The following is a 16,837-nucleotide window of genomic DNA, read 5'->3' on the forward strand; positions in this document are numbered from 1 at the left end:
GCAGCGCGTCTGCGAGGTGCGTGCGGAGGTGGAGGACCGGGCTCCACCAGTGGTGGAGCGGTCTGCGGAGCCGCCCGGCGAAGTGTCAACAAATCATGAACATGGCCCCGGCACGGTGCTGTGCACGGAGTTCGGAGACGGTGTCCCGGTGAGGGGACTGTCGTAGGTGCGGGGCGGCGGGCGTCGTACGACCAGAGGCCGGGCTTCGTACGACCGGGGCTGGGTTTCGTACGGGAGACGACCGCCGGAGGACGGGGAGGGGTGCCCTCCGGCGGTCGGGTCGCCGGGTCGTCGGGTCGTCAGGTCGCAGGAGCTTCGGCCTTGGCGTCGGTCTCCGTCGCCGCCTTCGCCTCCGCTTCGGCGGACGGCCGGTGGGCGGGGAATCCGGCCTTCCGGGCGTAGAGCGTGACCGCGATCACCGGCAGCAGGAGCAGTACGACCGTCCACGGGAAGGACTCGCTGCCGAGCGTGTCCAGCAGGATGCCGCCGACGATGCCGCCGCCGGCCATCGCGACGTTCCAGAGCGTGACGAGCATGGCCTGCGCCGCGTCCGCAGACTCGCCGCCCGCGTCACCGACGGCGGTCTGCAGCAGCGTCGGCACACCGCCCCAGCCCAGACCCCACAGCACCGCGGCCACATAGACGAGCGCGGTGGTGTCGGAGAGGACGGCCAGGAGCAGTGACGCGACGGCGACCAGCAGCGCGCCGCCGACGGTGAGACCGCGCAGCCGGCGGTTGATCTGCGCGCCGACGATCCAGATGCTGGCCAGCGAGGCGGCGCCGAAGACCAGCAGGATCAGGCCGGTGTGCCCGCTCAGGCCGAGGTCCTTGAGGTACGTGGCGATGTACGCGTACAGGATGGTGTGCGCCAGCACGAAGACCAGCGTGACGAAGAGGACCGGCGAGACGCCCGGGATGGTCAGCGTGCGCAGCAGCTTCGGCCGCTCGCCGCGGGCCTGGCCGGGGAAGTCCGGTACGCCGGCGAAGATCCACACCAGCAGCGCGACCGTGAGCCCGGTCATCGAGAGGAACGCGGCGCGCCAGCCGAGCCACTCGCCGAGGAACGTACCGGCGGGCACGCCGAGGGAGAGTGCGACGGGGATACCGGCCATGGCGATGGCCATCGCCTTGCCCTGCAGGTGTACGGGAGCGAGGCGGCGGGCGTACCCGGCGAGCAGGGCCCACGCGAGACCGGCGGCGATACCGGCGACGAACCGCGCCACCATCGTCAGCTCGTAGACCGACGACACGGCGGTGACGGTGTTGGCGATGGCGAACCCGGCCATGGCCGTGAGCAGCAGCTTCTTACGCTGCCAGCCGGCGGTGGCGGCGGTGAGCGGGATCGCGGTGAGGGCGGTGCCGATTGCGTAGATCGTGACCGTCTGGCCGGTGGCGGACTCGCTGACCCGCAGGTCCTGGCTCATCGACGGCAGCAGACCGGCGGGGAGGGTCTCGGTGAGGCTGGTGATGAAGACGGCGGTGGCGAGGGCCAGCAGGGCGAAGAGCGGGAGCTTCTGCGTGTCCTCGCCTCCGCCCTTGGGGTCCGGTGCCGCGGCGGAGGCGGGCGCCGTATCGGGTGCGGTGCTCATGGGGTGTGCTCCAGGTTTCCTGATGGGAAGGGGCGATGGTGCGGGGACGGTGGAGGCTTCACGGACGGCGCCGATACCGCTCACGGACGGTGCCGGGGCCGCTCATGGACGGCCGAGGCCGCCGTCGACGGGGAGCCGGGCGCCGGTGGTGAACGTGGCCTCCGTGGCGAGGAAGAGCGCGGCGCGGGCCACCTCCTCGGCGGCGCCGAGACGTCCCAGCGGAGGCAGCGGTACGGCGCCGGAGCCCGGCGCCTCGATACAGCCCGGCGCCACGGCGTTGACGCGGATGCCCCGGGAGGCCAGTTCGGCGGCGAGCGCCCGCACGGCGTCGGGACACGGCGTGGGCGCGGTCAGCACGACCGCGCCGCCGTCGCGGAGGTGCGGCAGCAGGGGCCGGGCGGTAGGAATGGCGTCGGCGAAGAGAAGATCGACGCCGCTCTCTCCGTCCAGCAGGCCCACGACGGATGACGGCGGAACGACGCGGGCGGCGGAGCCGAGTTCACCGACCGCGTGGGCGCGCTCCTCTTCGGTACGGGAGGCCAGCAGGACGCTCGCACCGCCCTCCACGAGCCGCTTGGCGATGGCCAGGCCGATACCGGTGGCCTCACCGACGACCAGGGCCTTGCGGCGCGCGTACTTGGTCATGGTCTGCCGCTCCTTCCGCTCTCCCGCTGGTACGACACTGCGCCGGGCCGCTTCGGAGAACCTTCGGGAAACCTTCGGGTGGCCGTCGGGAGGCCTTCGTGGCCGGCCGAGGCTCGTAGTGACGGGGCTCGGCGCCGACCGGGCGCCGGTTTGCCGGGCCTGTACGGTGGCGCCTATGCGGTTTGGGGTGCTCGGGCCACTGGTGGTGTGGGACGGTGAGGGGCGGCAGGTCAAGGTCCCGGAGGCCAAGGTCCGGGCCCTGCTGGCGGATCTGCTCGCGAACGACGGAGGGCCGGTCTCCGCCGACCGGCTCATCCACGACCTGTGGGCCGACGCGCCTCCGGCCAACCCGGCGGGTGCTCTCCAGGCCAAGGTCTCGCAGCTGCGCCGGGCCATCGGCCGCGACCGCGTGGTGCGCCAACCTCCCGGCTACCGGCTGCGGTTCGACGACGCCGACGAGACCGACGACGCGGTGGACGCCGTACGCTTCCGGACCCTGGTGTCCCGGGCCCGTCCCGTCGAGGACCCGCGCGTCCGGGCCGAGCTGCTGACGGAGGCCCTGGAGCTGTGGCGAGGACCGGCGTACGCGGACTTCGCCGACGCCTCTTTCGTACGATCGGCCGCTCAGCGCCTCGCGGAGCAGCGGCTCTCCGTCCTGGAGGACCAGGCCGAGGCCCGCCTGGAGACGGGCGACCACGCGCTCCTGGCCGGAGAACTCGCCGATCTCGTCGCGCTCCACCCGCTACGAGAGCGCCTGCACGCGCTCCGCATGAGGGCCCTGTACGCGACGGGCCGCCAGAGCGAGGCACTGGCGTCGTACGAGTCCCTGCGCACCCGGCTGGCGGAGGAGCTGGGAGTCGACCCGAGCCCTGAACTGGCCGCGCTGCACGGAGCGGTACTGCGACAGGAGCCGGGGCTGAGTGCGGGTGCGGTGGACCGTACGCCGACACGGGATGCGGCACCGAACCACGTACGGACACGGGATGCGGCACCGAACCACGTACCGGCGCGGGATTCAGCACCCACCACCTCCCAGCCCACCGCACCCACCACCACCCCACCTCCCCACTCCAACCTCCCCGCCCCGCTCACCCCCCTGGTAGGCCGCGGCCAGGCCCTCGCCGACCTCTCCCGCCTCCTTGCCGAGGCACGGCTGGTGACCCTCACCGGCCCCGGCGGCGTCGGCAAGACCCGGCTGGCCGTGGCGGCGGCCACCGCCGAGCGGGACAGCGCGCGGACGGGCGAACTGGCCGACGGGGCCTGGCTGGTGGAGTTCTCCGGTATCCGCTCCGGCACCCCCGCCGACCTCGCCCAGGTCGTCGCCGCCACCCTCGGCATCCGCGACGACGCGCCCCGCTCGCTCCCGGGCACCGGCAGCTCCACGCCCTCTCTCCCGCACCGCCTCGCCGCCGCTCTGCGCGACCGCCGCACCCTGCTCGTCCTGGACAACTGCGAGCACGTCGTCGACGCCGCCGCCGAACTCACCGAGCTCCTCCTGCGTACGGCTCCCGGCCTGCGGGTCCTCGCCACTGGCCAGGAGCCGCTCGGCCTGGCGGGCGAGGCGATGTTCCTGGTGGAGCCGCTCCGACCCGCCGACGCGGTACGGCTGTTCATGGAACGAGCCGCCGCGTCCGCCCCCGGCTTTCCGCGCGACCCGGACGCGCCGGAGGAGCCCGAGCGCCGGGCGGTCGCCGAGATCTGCCGCCGTCTCGACGGCATCCCGCTCGCGCTGGAGCTCGCCGCCACGCGCGTAAGGGCTCTGGGCGTACGGGAGTTGGCGGCGCGGCTCAGCGACCGCTTCCGGGTCCTGACCTTCGGGCAGCGCGGCGCACCGGCCCGACAGCAGACGTTGCGGGCGGTGATCGACTGGAGCTGGGAGCTGCTCAGCGCACCCGAGCGCATCGTCCTGCGCCGCCTCGCCGCCCACAGCGACGGCTGCGACCTGGCGGCGGCCGAGGCGGTCTGCGCGGGCGACGGCGTGGCGCGGGACGAGGTGCTCGACCTGGTCACGCGGCTGGTCGACCGGTCCCTGGTGGTCGTGGCGGCCGGACCGACCGGCCCGCGCTACCGCCTCCTGGAGTCCGTCGCCGCGTACGCGACCGAGCGGCTCCACGAGATGGAGGACCTCACCGCCGTACGCGACCGCCATCTCCTCCACTACCGGGCCTTGGCCGAACAGGCCGAGCCCTCTCTGCGCGGCGCCGGGCAGCGGCCCTGGCTGGCCCGGCTGGACGCGGAGGCCGGCAACCTGCGCGCCGCGCTCGACGAGGCGGTGCGCCGGGCGGGCGCGGGCGAGCCGGCGGAGGCCGTCCGGCTGGCCACCGCGCTGGCCTGGTGGTGGCTGCTGCGCGGCCGCCTGACCGAGGCCCGCCGCAGCCTGGCCGCCGTGCTCGCGGTGGCCGACGGATCATACGAACTGACCCTCCTCCACGCTGCTTTCGCGCTCCTGACCGGCGATCCAGGAGCCGCCGCCGACACGGCCGACGGCCGCAGCACCGCCTCCACGTCCGAGGCCATCCCCGACCCCGTACGCCGGGCCCGCGCGCTCTGGCTCTGCGCGTACGGCCTGTTCAGCGCGGGCGACGCGGCCGGAAGCGGCGCGCTGAACACCCGCGCTCTCACTCTGTTCACCGCCGCCGACGACCCGTGGGGCAGCGCAGCCGCGCTCGGCCTGCGCGCGACGCTGGCGCTGGTCAGCGGCGACCTCGCCGGCCTCGGCCGGGACGGCACGCGCAGCGCGCGCATCTTCCGTGAACTGGGCGACCGGTGGGGTGAGTTGCAGACGGTCTCGCCGCTCGCCGCACTCGCCGAGATCAAGGGGGCGTACGAGGACGCCGAGCACCGCCAGCACGAAGGGCTGCTCATGGCGCGGGAGTTGGGCCTGGAGGCGGAGGTGTCGGCGCGGCTCTCCGGGCTCGGCCGGCTCGCGCTGCTGGCCCGCGACTTCGACCGCGCTCGCGACCTGCACGAGCAGGCGCGCCGGATCGCCGCCGAACAGGGCTACAAGTACGGCGAGATCCACTCCGAGATGGGCCTGGCCCTCGGCGCCCGCCGCTCGGGCGACCTCGACGCCGCCGAGGCCCATCTGCGGCACCTCCGCGACGGCTACGCGGACGTCTCCTCCCAGGCGGGCGACCACCTCCTCCTGGCCGAACTCGGCTTCGTCGCCGAGCTGCGCGGCGACGCGCACACGGCGACGACCCACCACCTGGCCGGCCTGAAGATCGCCCGCGACCTGGCCGAACCCCGAGCCCTGGCCCTCTCCCTGGAAGGCCTCGCCGGCGCGTCCGCTTTACCGGCCCACACCTCCGCCGCCACCCGCGCGGCCATCCTCCTGGGCGCGGCGGCAGCCGCCCGCCGCCGCGCCGGAGCGCCGCTGCCGCCCGCCGAACGCGCCGACGTCGACCGCATCACCGCTGCGGCCCGGACCACGCTGGGCCCGGCGGCGTTCTCGGAGGCGTACGAGAAAGGCGCCGGGCTGGACCCGGAGGAGGCGGTCCAGGCGACCCGTACCGCCGGGGAAGGCTGACCGGCCGGACACCTCCTAGCGGCCGCCGGGCGGGCAGATCCGGTCCGGCAGCCAGGCCGGGAAGCCCCGGCGCTCGTCCGTGGTCAGGTCGCGGCCGAGGGTGTCGCACAGCTCCCTCTTCCAGAGCTTCGGGTCGAGGTGGAGGATGTTCACCACCTCTTTGTCGATGCGCCGCAGCAGCGTCCTGCCGTCGCGCGACGCCGACAGGAACTCCTGGTCCTCCGCGAACACATAGGACTCGCCGCGATCGTCGGGGTCCGCCACGTCCTGGAACCGTATGGAGTTGCCGTTGGCCAGGAAGTACTTCGAGCCGTCCCCTTGGAAGCCGTGCTGGAACCCGCCGAACTGGTCCAGCGGCCCGACCGGGCCGAGCACCCGCCGCGAGGCATGTCCGGCCTCCCGCACCGACCACACCTCCACCATGGAGCCCTTGGTCTGTACGACGGCGAAATCGCCGCTCCGGTCGAGCACGGCGGTGCTGACGTCGGGTCCCAGCTCGACCCGCAGCTTCTTGTTCTCCTTGCCCGTGCGCAGCGAGACGGCATGGATGACCGGTTCACCGGCGACCAGGATCTGTACGTGTCCCGGCTCGGGGTGGAAGGAGGCGGTGAACTCCGCCGCCTCCTTCGCGGCGAACTCCAGGTCGCGGACGTCGAACGGCTTCGACAGACGCCGGCCGTCCCGGGCGTTCCAGTGCTCGACGGTGGAGCCGGAGACGGTCAGCAACTCGTCGCCCGGTCCGAAGAGGATCCGTACCATCCGGTCCTTGGGAGGTGGCGCGGCGACGATGTCGGTGGCCGTCTGCAGTGAGGGGAGTTCCCAGACCCGGACCTTGTTCGCGCCGATGTGGTCGGCGGCCAGCTGTCCGTTCCGGCCGGCGTTCACCTGCGGCGGACCCTGTCCGAATTCCGACCATGCCTTCCGCGAGGGCCGTTTCACCTCCTTGACGACGGTCGATCCCTCCGCGTCCATGCGCACGATGCCCATCCTGTCGCCGTCCTCCCCGAGCCGGACCACCGTCTCGCCACCCTCGCCCCAGGCCGCGCCACTGAGCAGCAGTGGAGGGCTGTCGGCCCTGACGGTGTTCCAGCCCAGGACACGGCCGGTCACCGAGGTCTCGTCCCGGATGACCAGTACGGGCTCCTCCGGATCTCCCACGAGGGACAGGTCCTCGTCCTGGAGTTTGGGCAGGCTCGTGGGCCCCAGGGCCTCCCGTACCTTGCTTCCCGGACGCGTCCCGACGACATGCCAGGTGGCCCCGACCGCACGGACCGCGAAGTGGCCGCCCGCACCGTCGGCCGCGATGCTCTTGCACGAGCTGGAGAGCTCTCCGGTCGCGTGCCGGGTGAGCACCCGGCCGTCCGCCACGCGGACGGCCTCGTACGCGACGCCGGCCCCTGAACGTCCCTCTCGGCAGACGGTCAGCACCGCGCCGTTGCCCGACAGGGCGAGAGCGGGGACCGCCGACGCACGGACGCCCGTCGCCAGCTTCCGCGTCCTACCCGTGCCGGTGTCGACCGCCACCAGTGAGGCGATCTGGTCCTTCTCCTGCTCGGCGTCGGGGCGCACATGAGCCACGAGCGTGTCGCTGTCCGGCCCGAACCACACCCGGTCGATCGCGGGCAGCCGCCCGGGCAGCTCCCGTGTCCGTCGAGTCGCCAGTTCCCGGATACGCACTGTGCCGTCGGTCGCCGTGACGACCTCGCGGGCGTCCGGGGAGAGGTCCGCGAGGCCGAGGCGTTGGTCGAACGCCGATCCCGGCTCCCCGAACTCCGCACCGCGGATTCTCTCCTCCTGGCCGAGCACCGCCGCCTCGTCGGCACCCTCGCGGTTCACGTCGTGCCAGGCCAGGGTGCCGCCGTCCTGGGTGGACAGGTAGGCGATCCTGCGGCCGTCCCTGCTGACCATCGGGAAGAAGACCTGCTCGGCGAGGGGGAGCCGGGCCCGTACGATCCGCTCGCCGACACCCCGGACGAAGAGCACGGCGCCCCCTTTCGAGCTCGTCACGCCTCCGACCTTGGTCGTCACGAGGACCACCCGGCCGTCCGTGCTCGTCGCCACCTGGTCGATCAGGCCTTCGGTCCCGGACAGGGCCCACCTGTCCTGTACGAAGTGGTCGTAGCGCCGCAGCAGCGCGTTGTCGGCCTCCTGGGTCGGGGCGAGGTCGTGGGCCGCCATGGCGATCAGGGCCGCTCCACCGGGATCCCGCTTCGCCAGCTCGTCCGAGAGGGTCGCCAGCGACCGCGACCGTCCCTCCGCCTCCCGTACGGCGCTGACCCGGGACTCCTGGACGAGGAAGGTGCCGAGCCCGACGACGAGCGCGAGGACGAGCGCGGCGGCGACCCACGCGGCCCGTGCGCGGCCGCGCCGGTGGCGGTGACGGCGGCGGGCGAGGACTATGAACTCCCGTTCCTCGGACGACATCTCACTCTCACGAGCTGACAACCGGCGTCGCAGGGAGCCCAGCTGAAGCGGTCCGGGCAGCAGGTCGGGTGAGCGTCCGGCCTTCTCCCAGCGGTCCAGGTCGTGGCGCAGCTCCGCCCGTGCGGCCAGCAGGTCGCTGTCGGCCTTCACCTGGCCGGCCAGCGCCGGCCAGGTGGTGATCAGGGTTTCGTGGGCGAGCTCGGCGGTCTGCGGTCCGTTCCGGTCGCCGTGCAGAACGAGCAGGCGTCGTCCGGCCAGCGCCTTGGCGATCCGCCACCGTGCCTCGCCCGCCTCCTCGCGGGTGATCATCCGGCGCAGCGGGGCCTCACCGCCGGGCACCACCCGGACGAGCCCGGTGAGCAGCCGCAGCGCGTCGGCCTCGTCCGCCGGGTCCACGCACTCCCGCCAGGCCTTCTCGGCGTGGCGCGCCAAGGCGCCGGAGACCCCGCCGAGCTCGTCGTACGTCTCCAGGCGCAGCCGTCCGCCGGCCCGCCGGTCCCACAGCTGGGTGAGGACGAAGCCGAGCAGGGGCAGGATGCCGGGAGCGCCGCCGGCGTCGTTCAGGATGCGCTCCGCCAGCCCGGGGTCGTACGCCACGGCCGGCAGGGGCCTGACCGGCTCGCGGATCACCTCCTCCAGCTGGCGCCGGGACATGGGGGTGAGCGGGATGGTGGTCCCGCCGTCCAGCGCCGTGCCCATGACCGGGTGGTTGAGCGCCGCGTCCATGAAGTCGGAGCGGAGGGTGAGCAGGACGCGGATGCCCTTCGGCTGCCGCTTCCGGAAGAGCAGAGCGGCGGCCTCCGCCACCTCGGCCTCGGAACGGTCCAGGAGCGCCTCGGCCTGGTCGACGACGACGAGGACCCGGGCGGCCCGGGGGCCGAGGGTGTCGTGGAGAGTGCCGGCCAGCCCCTGCTCGCCGAGCAAGGACGCCACGGCCTTCGCACTCTCGACCGGCTCGATGCTCCTGGTGCTCTCCGCGCGCGCCTTCAGGTGCAGGTCGTACAGCTCGGTGGCGAGCGCGTGGCGCAGGGACGCGAGGTGCCCGGCGTTGACGACCAGCACCGCGTACCCGTCCTCCCGCAGCCTCGGCACCACGCCCGCGAGCACCAGCGAGGACTTGCCGCAGCCGGAAGGGCCGTACACGGTGACCGGGCTGTCGCGTTCCACCGCGGCGGCCACCCGGTCGATGTCGCCGCTCCGTCCGAAGAAGACCGCGGCGTCGGACTCCTGGAAGGTGTCCAGCCCGCGGAAAGGGGTGGCCGGAGTGACCAGGGGAACGAGCTCGGGCAGAGCGGCCAGCAGCGTCCCGGTCCGCAGGGCGAACGCCTGCTGGGGCCCGCGTCCGGGCTCGGCGGCCACCATCAGCCCGACGGCCGCGCCGAGTTCGTCGTCCCAGACCGGGCTGCCGCTGAAGCCCCGCTTGACGTACACGTCCTCGCCGTCGCCCCGGGACAGCTGGATCCATCCTTCGCGGGTCGGCCCCTTGAACGTACCGCTGTGCCAGATGCCGCCGGGATGGTCGTCGGTGAAGCCGACGGCCCGGGCGGCGTGGTGCCAGACGCCCCGCGGGGGGTCGGCCATGGGCAGCGGGCGGGCGCCGGGGATCGGTTCCGGCAGCCACAGAAGGGCCATGTCGCCGGTCCGGTCGGGCTCGACGCGGATCCAGCGCCGCACCTCGGCGGTCCGGTCACCACCGTCGTACGCTCCACCGGCGGCCCCGGCCAGCGGCAGATCGACGGCGACCACGGCCCCGGCCTCCACGGCCTCCTCCCGGGGCCGGTCGAGGGCGTCGGAGACCACGTGGGCGCAGGTCAGGACGAGATCGTCGGCGACCAGGAAGCCCGCGCCCGCGATGACGCCGTCCCGGCCCCTGACGCGGACGACGGCAGCGGCGAGGGCGGCTTCGGGGCCGTATCCGGGACCGGGATCCCGCGGCGGCCCGGGAGTCCGCTGCCGGCCGGCTCCGCCGCTGTCCTGCGGTACGTCTGTCACTGGGCCCCCACCCGTATCAACTGCCCTGTACGGCCCCAGTATCGGCGTCGGCGGCCGGGGTGTCGCGCCTGTTCCAGGTCAGGCTCACCGAGAAATTGGCCGCCGTCGCGGTGCTGGCGATGACGACGTCCGCCTCGGCCGACAGCGACACCCCGAACTCCAGCGTGATCTCGTCCGGCGCCTGGGCCATGCCGGAGAACCGGCCCACGAAGCTCTCCGCCACGGGCCGTACGGTGTCCAGCATCTGCCCGAGCGTCCGTTCGGCCCGCGCCACCGTACGGCCGCCGCGCCCGACGCGGACGAGGGCCTCGTCCACCTCGCGGATCTGGACCCGGACGGTCTCGTCGCTGCCGTCGCCCAGGGGCACTTCCACCGTGTGGACGGGGCGTTCGCTCATGGCGGTACTCCAATGCTCGGGAGCTGAAGATCGTAGCGAGAGCGGGCGGGCGGGCCGGGGCTGTCCGGCGAATGAGGACAGCCCGGACGACGGTTCATGCACCGCACGCAACGGCCGTATTGCCCTGTGTGTAAGGCGAGTTGACGCTGGGTTACATGTATGGCGCGGTCATGACATCTGGCCGACCGTCCTTGCCGCGCCCGATCGCACGCCGCCATCGTCGGACGCGGCGGACGAAACCCCGTACGCCGCATCCCGGCGCGTGAACCCCTGGCGCGCCACCGTTCGAGGAGACTTCTTCATGGCAGCAGTGCGCACCACCAAGCGAAGGATCGCCGGAGCGATCGCCGCGGCCACCACACTGGCGCTCGCCGTCGGAGCAGGTGCGGCCTTACCGGCGCAGGCCGCTCCCGCCCCGGCGCCCGAGGGCAGAGTCCTGCACGCCGGCGCGGCCGACGCGGTTCCCGGCAGCTACATCGTCACGCTGAAGGAGACGGCCGGGTTCGGCGCGTCCGCTACGCAGGGCCGGAAGCTGATAGCGGGCTACGGCGGCACGATCGAGCGCACCTACACCTCCGCGCTGAACGGCTACGCCGCGAAGCTCAGCAGCGGCCAGGCCAAGCGGCTCGCCGCCGACCCGGCGGTCGCCTCGGTCGAGCAGGACCGACAGGTCCACTCGACGGCCACCCAGACCAACGCGCCCTGGGGCCTCGACCGGATCGACCAGCCGAACCTGCCGCTGAACGGCACGTTCACCTACCCGGACTCCGGCGGCGGCAGCACCACCGTCTTCGTCCTGGACACCGGTGTCCGCATCACCCACCAGGACATCGCAGGCCGGGCCTCGTACGGCTGGGACTTCGTCGACAACGACGCCACCGCCCAGGACGGCAACGGCCACGGCACGCACGTCGCCACGACCGCCGCCGGCACCACCTACGGCGTCGCCAAGAAGGCGAAGATCGTCGCCGTGCGCGTCCTCGACAACAGCGGCTCCGGCACCACCGCCGGCGTCATCGCGGGCGTCGACTGGATCACCGCCAACCGTACGGCGTCCTCCGTCGCCAACGTCTCGCTCGGCGGCGGGGCCAGCACCGCGCTGGACGACGCGGTACGCCGGTCGATCGCGGCCGGAGTGACGTACTCGGTCGCGGCGGGCAATTCCAACGCCCTCGCGTCCAACTACTCGCCCGCCCGCGTGGACACCGCGCTCACCGTCGGCGCCACGACCCGGACCGACGCACGGGCGAGCTACTCCAACTACGGCCCTCGCGTGGACCTCTTCGCGCCCGGCTCCGACATCACGGCCGGCTGGGCCACCTCGGACACCGCGACCTACACCGGCAACGGCACCTCCTTCGCGGCGCCGCACGTCGCCGGCGCGGCCGCGGTCCACCTGACCAACCACCCCGGCGCCTCCCCGGCCGCCGTGGGCACCGCTCTCGTGAACGGCGCGACCAACAACGTCCTGACCGGCATCGGTTCGGGCTCCCCGAACAAGCTGCTCCGGCTCGTCCCGTAACGCGACAACGCGATGACGCGCTAGCCGACTGATCAAAGGCCGTGGCCGGTACGGGGGTTGCTCCCCGTACCGGCCACGGCCGCACGTCGGTGATCGCGCTGACAGGAAACTGCTGTGCTGCGGGACCGATGACTTTTCCGGCCGCCGCCAGTCATACGCGTCAGACACACAGCAACGGCAACGACACCCACCCGATCCTCCGCGACGAACAGACAGGACACACTCCATGAGCGCCGCCGTGAAGGGCCCTGCCAGCTACTTCCCCGCCATCGAGAAGAAGTACGGCCGCCCGGTCGCCGAGTGGAAGGAGCTCATCCGCTCCTCGCCGCTGACCAAGCACATGGAGCTGGTCAGCTGGCTCAAGACCGAACACGCCTTGGGCCACGGCCACGCCAACGCTCTCGTCGCCCACACGCTCGCGGAGGCCGACGACCGCTGACCGCCGCGGCCTCTGCCTGAACGCTCAGAACGCGTACCGGATCCGCAGCCACGGCGCGTGCTCCGCGATCAGCTCGCGCAACCGCGCGAGGGCGTCACGCTTGACCTCGCGGCCGTAGCGCACGTTCACGGCGCCGTTCTCCGAGCGCTTCGTCTCCTGCGCGGCCGGCTGCCACAGGAGCTCCTCGGCCCGCGGATGCCAGCCGAGGTTGACCTCGTGGAGCTGCTGGTTGTGGGTCAGCATGATGATCTCGGCGGCCGCCTGCGCCTTCACGCGGCCGGGCAGGACATCGTCCAGGTGGTCGAGCAGCTCGGCCCAGTCGCGCTGCCAGCCGGGCCGCAGGACCACGGGCGAGAGGTTGAAGTGGACCTCGTACCCGGCGTCCAGGAAGTCGGCGGCGGCCGCGATGCGTTCCGCGACCGGGCTGGTACGGAGGTCCAGCAGCCGGGCGTCCTGTGGCGGCATCACCGAGAAGCGCACCCGCGTGCGGCCGCGCGGATCCAGCGCCAGCAGATCGGGGTTGACGAACTTCGTGGCGAACGAGGCCTTGGCGCTGGGCAGTTCGCGGAACGCGGCGATGAGGTCGGCGGTGTTGTCGCAGATCAGGTCGTCGACGGAGCAGTCGCCGTTCTCGCCGATGTCGTACACCCAGGCGTGCGGATCGCACTGGTTCGGCTCCGACTTGGGCCCCTGCGCCCGTACATGACGCCGTACGTGAGCGGTGATCGCCTCGATGTTGGTGAAGAGCGTGATCGGATTGGCGTAGCCCTTGCGGCGCGGGACGTAGCAGTACGCGCACGCCATGGCGCAGCCGTTGGAGGCGCCGGGCGCGATCCAGTCGGCCGACCTGCCGTTGGGCCGGGTGGTGAGGGACTGCCGGACGCCGAGCACCAGGGTCTCGGTCTTGATCCGGGTCCAGCGGCCGATGTTGCCTTCGTTGCCGTGGAGGGAGGGGATGCGCCAATGGCCGGGCACCTCGGTGACGGGGACGCCGGGCAGTCGCGCGAGGATCTGCCGGCCGCGCGGTGAGTCGAGCGCGGCGGGCTCCGCGTAGACCTCCCGTACGTCGAGCATCCGCCGGGCCCGCGCGCTGTCCCGGAACCCGCCGCGGCTCGGCGGGTCGGCGGGTACCGCCTCCTCCCAGCCGAAGAGCGCCTGCTGCTCGGGCTCTCCGGGAGGCTGGTTCACGGGCTCGACCTTACGGGGGCGGCCGAAGCGAGAGGCGCGACAGGACCGCGACGGAGTGTCGGCGTACGGCACGACGGAGTGTCGGCCTCCGCATACGGGCGGAGGCTGCCAGCATCGTCGGGGCCGACCACCGGAGCTGAGAGGCGGCCCCTCCCATGGCACCACGCCCGCACTGGCTGTTCGGGGACCAGCTGGGTCCGCACTTCCTCGACCCGCGCCACGGCGGCCCGGACGACAAGGCGCCGGTGATCATGATCGAGGCGCGTTCGGTGCTGCGCCGACGCCGCTTCCACCGTGCCAAGGCGCACCTGGTCCTCTCGGCGATGCGGCACCGCGCGGCCGAGCTCGGCGACCGGGTCACCTATGTCCGGGCCGAGACGTACACGGAGGGCCTGGAGCAGGTACGAGGACGCCGGGCATCGAGCCCTCTGACCGTTCGCCACCCCACCTCACGCCGGGCGCTGGACTTCGTGAACGGCCTGGAGGACGTGGAGGTGCTCCCGGCGAAGGGGTTCCTGGTGAGCCACGACGACTTCGCGGAGTGGGTGGGGAAGAGCGGCGGCGGGGACAAGGGTGGGACCCTCCGGCTGGAGGGCTTCTACCACTGGGTGCGCGAGCGGCACGACCTGCTGATGGACGGCGACAACCCGGCCGGCGGTCGGTGGAACCTGGACCACGACAACCGCGAACCGCCGCCGCGCGGCCAGGAGACCCTCGGTGTGCGAGGCCCCTGGCGGCCGAGCGAGGACGAGATCGACGAGGAGGTCCGCCGCGACCTGGACCGCTGGGAGCGCGACGGCGAGGTCTCCTTCGTCGGCCGGGACGGCCCGCGCCGCTTCCCGGCCACCCGGCGCGAGGCCCGCACCGCGCTCCGCCACTTCGTCGCTCACCGCCTGGCCGGTTTCGGCCGCCACGAGGACGCGATGCTGGCCGCCGACCCGGTGCTGAGCCACAGCCTCCTCTCCGCACCTCTGAACCTCGGCCTCCTGGACCCGGCGGAGTGCGTGGAGGCGGCGGAACAGGCGTACCGGGAGGGCGACGCGCCGCTCAACAGCGTCGAGGGCTTCGTACGACAGATCGCGGGCTGGCGCGAGTACGTCTGGCACCTCTACTGGCACTTCGGCGAGGAGTACCGCCACCGCAACGCGCTGCGCCACACCACTCCGCTGCCGGACTGGTTCCTCGACCTGGACGCCGACGCGGTCACCGCCAACTGCCTCTCCACGGTCCTGGCCCAGGTACGGGACACCGGCTGGACCCACCACATCCCGCGCCTGATGGTGCTCGGCAGCCGCGCGCTCCAGGACGGCTGGGACCCGGCGGCCGTCACCGACTGGTTCCACCGCTGCTTCGTCGACGGCTACGACTGGGTGATGCTGCCGAACGTGGTCGGCATGTCCCAGTACGCCGACGGTGGCCGGATGACGACCAAGCCGTACACCTCGGGCGGCGCCTACATCAACAAGATGAGCGACTTCTGCGCCCCATGCGCCTACCGCCCCACCGACCGCACCGGCGACGAGGCCTGCCCGTACACCGCCGGCTACTGGTCCTTCCTCCACCGCCACCGCACCCGCCTCGCCGCCAACCACCGCACGGCCCGCCCGGTGAAGGGCCTGGACCGGCTCAAGGACCTGCGGGAGCTGCTGGAGGAGACGTCGCAACGCGGCGACACGCCTCCGTGACCGGACCCCGACGACGGACGCGGCCTCAGCGCAACGCGTTCCTGACCGGCCCGTCGAGCCTCAGCGCAACGCGCTCCGCTCCTGCCACTCGGCCCACGAGAGGTTCCACGCGCCGAACCCGTTGCCGGGCTCGACCACGCCCTTGGTGTCCTTGCCGGTGATCTCGAACGGGTCGCCGGGCCGCACCTGCGCGTAGAACCAGGCGGCGTCCGCGTCGCTCATGCCTATGCATCCGGAACTCCGGTTGGCCCGGCCGAGGTACCGGGCGTTCCACGGCGCGGCGTGCGCGTACATGCCCGACCAGGTCAGCCGCATGGAGTGGTCGACCATCCTGTCGTAGGCGTCGCCGAGGCCGACCGTCTCGGAGTTCATGTTGATCGTGCCTTCCTTGGCCATGAGCACGGCGGTTCCGCGCCAGGACCGCCTGTCACCGCCGGGTGTGCCGCCGGAGACCGGCAGGCGGCGGACCGTCTTTCCGTCGCGTACGAGGGAGAGCTGGTGACGGTCGAGGTCGACCCGGACGATCTGCCGGTCGCCGATGGTGAAGCGGGTCGTGTAGTCGCGGACGAACCAGCCGCCGTCCGGGCCGGAGTCGGTGCCGTTCAGCTCGGCGTCGAGCGTGACCTCGGTGCCGGGCTTCCAGTACGTCCGGGGCCGCCAGTCGACCCTGTCCCGGCCCGACCAGTCGCGTATCCAGCCCCAGGAGCCCTCGGTGCCGTTGGAGGTGGTGATCCTGAGCTGCTTCTCGACCTCGGCGCGGTTCCTGACCGGACGGTCGAAGACCAGCGAGACCGGCTGGCCGATGCCGACGGTGGAGCCGGCGCCGGGCCGCCGGTCGACCTTGTTGACCTTGCCGGCCGGAGCCGTGGTGAAGCCGGCGCCGGTGGTCCTGGCGGTGCCGCCGGAGGACCGGGTCGCCGCCTTCACCGTGTACGCGGTGCCGGGTACGGCCTTGCGGTCGGAGACCCAGGACCGGCCGTCGGCGGCGACCTTGCCGGTGAGCCGGTGACCGGCGGCGTCGGTGACGGTCACCGAGGTGAGGCTGCCGCCGGAAGCCGTGACCCGTACGGGTTCGCCGGCCGCGGCCTCCGCTCCCGCGGGCGTGACGGCGACGGTGACGGGCCGGTCGTCGGGGCTCGGCGTGACCTCGGCGACCGGGGTGTTGGAGGAGCCGGAGGAGCCGCTCGCCGAGCAGGCGGCGAGCGGTATCAGCAGGGCGGCGACGAGGACGGTACGTACGCGGGCACGTGCGTGAGCGGAGAACGAGCGGGACAACGGGACCTCCGGAAGTGCCACGAGCGCGAGGCGGAAGCGGGACAAGCGCGGGACGAGTCAGCGATGTCGTGACTGTAGAGCCGGAAAACCCGAGGTCAGAGGCGTTTGGGCAGTGTGACGGCGACTGGTGGGAAACGGTCATGGTCCGGTCA

Annotated in this window: 10 protein-coding genes; 4 read left to right on the forward strand and 6 right to left on the reverse strand. The window is 72.9% G+C overall.

Annotated features, from left to right (window positions below; genetic code table 11):
• Positions 1–299: 299 nt before the first annotated feature.
• On the reverse strand, positions 300–1,589 hold the full coding sequence (locus tag ABZ267_RS06035; RefSeq protein WP_356749997.1) for an MFS transporter: 1,290 nt from the start codon (positions 1,587–1,589) through the stop codon (positions 300–302).
• Between the two features lie 102 nt (positions 1,590–1,691).
• The gene (locus tag ABZ267_RS06040) at positions 1,692–2,234 is read right to left on the reverse strand and encodes an SDR family oxidoreductase (RefSeq protein ID WP_356749999.1); all 543 of its coding nucleotides are present in this window, start codon (positions 2,232–2,234) and stop codon (positions 1,692–1,694) included.
• A gap of 175 nt (positions 2,235–2,409) precedes the next feature.
• On the opposite strand from ABZ267_RS06040, the gene ABZ267_RS06045 reads away from it, so the two are divergent.
• Positions 2,410–5,763, forward strand: coding sequence for a BTAD domain-containing putative transcriptional regulator (locus ABZ267_RS06045; RefSeq protein WP_356750000.1), 3,354 nt, complete (start codon positions 2,410–2,412; stop codon positions 5,761–5,763).
• Positions 5,764–5,778: 15 nt separating this feature from the next.
• Here the strand turns inward: ABZ267_RS06045 and ABZ267_RS06050 are convergent, their stop codons facing one another.
• Complete coding sequence (locus tag ABZ267_RS06050) at positions 5,779–10,179, reverse strand: trypsin-like peptidase domain-containing protein (protein ID WP_356750002.1); 4,401 nt, start codon at positions 10,177–10,179, stop codon at positions 5,779–5,781.
• 16 nt (positions 10,180–10,195) lie between these two features.
• A complete protein-coding gene (locus ABZ267_RS06055; protein ID WP_176145749.1) occupies positions 10,196–10,576 on the reverse strand; it encodes a CU044_2847 family protein in 381 nt (126 codons plus the stop codon).
• 301 nt (positions 10,577–10,877) lie between these two features.
• On the opposite strand from ABZ267_RS06055, the gene ABZ267_RS06060 reads away from it, so the two are divergent.
• Both ABZ267_RS06060 and ABZ267_RS06065 read left to right on the forward strand, forming a co-directional pair.
• Complete coding sequence (locus tag ABZ267_RS06060) at positions 10,878–12,098, forward strand: S8 family peptidase (RefSeq protein ID WP_356750004.1); 1,221 nt, start codon at positions 10,878–10,880, stop codon at positions 12,096–12,098.
• 226 nt (positions 12,099–12,324) lie between these two features.
• On the forward strand, positions 12,325–12,537 hold the full coding sequence (locus tag ABZ267_RS06065; RefSeq protein ID WP_356750006.1) for a DUF4287 domain-containing protein: 213 nt from the start codon (positions 12,325–12,327) through the stop codon (positions 12,535–12,537).
• Positions 12,538–12,561: 24 nt separating this feature from the next.
• Here ABZ267_RS06065 and ABZ267_RS06070 read toward each other — a convergent pair whose 3' ends face one another.
• Positions 12,562–13,725, reverse strand: a complete 1,164-nt coding sequence (locus ABZ267_RS06070; protein ID WP_356750008.1) for a spore photoproduct lyase family protein — start codon at positions 13,723–13,725, stop codon at positions 12,562–12,564.
• Between the two features lie 155 nt (positions 13,726–13,880).
• Here ABZ267_RS06070 and ABZ267_RS06075 point away from each other — a divergent pair, with 155 nt between their 5' ends.
• Complete coding sequence (locus ABZ267_RS06075; RefSeq protein WP_356750010.1) at positions 13,881–15,410, forward strand: cryptochrome/photolyase family protein; 1,530 nt, start codon at positions 13,881–13,883, stop codon at positions 15,408–15,410.
• Between the two features lie 60 nt (positions 15,411–15,470).
• Here the strand turns inward: ABZ267_RS06075 and ABZ267_RS06080 are convergent, their stop codons facing one another.
• The gene (locus ABZ267_RS06080) at positions 15,471–16,706 is read right to left on the reverse strand and encodes an Ig-like domain-containing protein (protein WP_356750012.1); all 1,236 of its coding nucleotides are present in this window, start codon (positions 16,704–16,706) and stop codon (positions 15,471–15,473) included.
• Between the last annotated feature and the right edge of the window lie 131 nt (positions 16,707–16,837).

It is taken from the genome of Streptomyces sp. NPDC006174, assembly GCF_040614075.1.
In the GTDB taxonomy this organism is placed as follows: domain Bacteria; phylum Actinomycetota; class Actinomycetes; order Streptomycetales; family Streptomycetaceae; genus Streptomyces.

Coding starts and splice junctions, on each gene's coding strand:
- ABZ267_RS06040 (WP_356749999.1), bottom strand. CDS start 2,234: ATGACCAAGTACGCGCGCCGCAAGGCCCTGGTCGTCGGTGAGGCCACC.
- ABZ267_RS06045 (WP_356750000.1), top strand. CDS start 2,410: ATGCGGTTTGGGGTGCTCGGGCCACTGGTGGTGTGGGACGGTGAGGGG.
- ABZ267_RS06075 (WP_356750010.1), top strand. CDS start 13,881: ATGGCACCACGCCCGCACTGGCTGTTCGGGGACCAGCTGGGTCCGCAC.
- ABZ267_RS06055 (WP_176145749.1), bottom strand. CDS start 10,576: ATGAGCGAACGCCCCGTCCACACGGTGGAAGTGCCCCTGGGCGACGGC.
- ABZ267_RS06035 (WP_356749997.1), bottom strand. CDS start 1,589: ATGAGCACCGCACCCGATACGGCGCCCGCCTCCGCCGCGGCACCGGAC.
- ABZ267_RS06065 (WP_356750006.1), top strand. CDS start 12,325: ATGAGCGCCGCCGTGAAGGGCCCTGCCAGCTACTTCCCCGCCATCGAG.
- ABZ267_RS06060 (WP_356750004.1), top strand. CDS start 10,878: ATGGCAGCAGTGCGCACCACCAAGCGAAGGATCGCCGGAGCGATCGCC.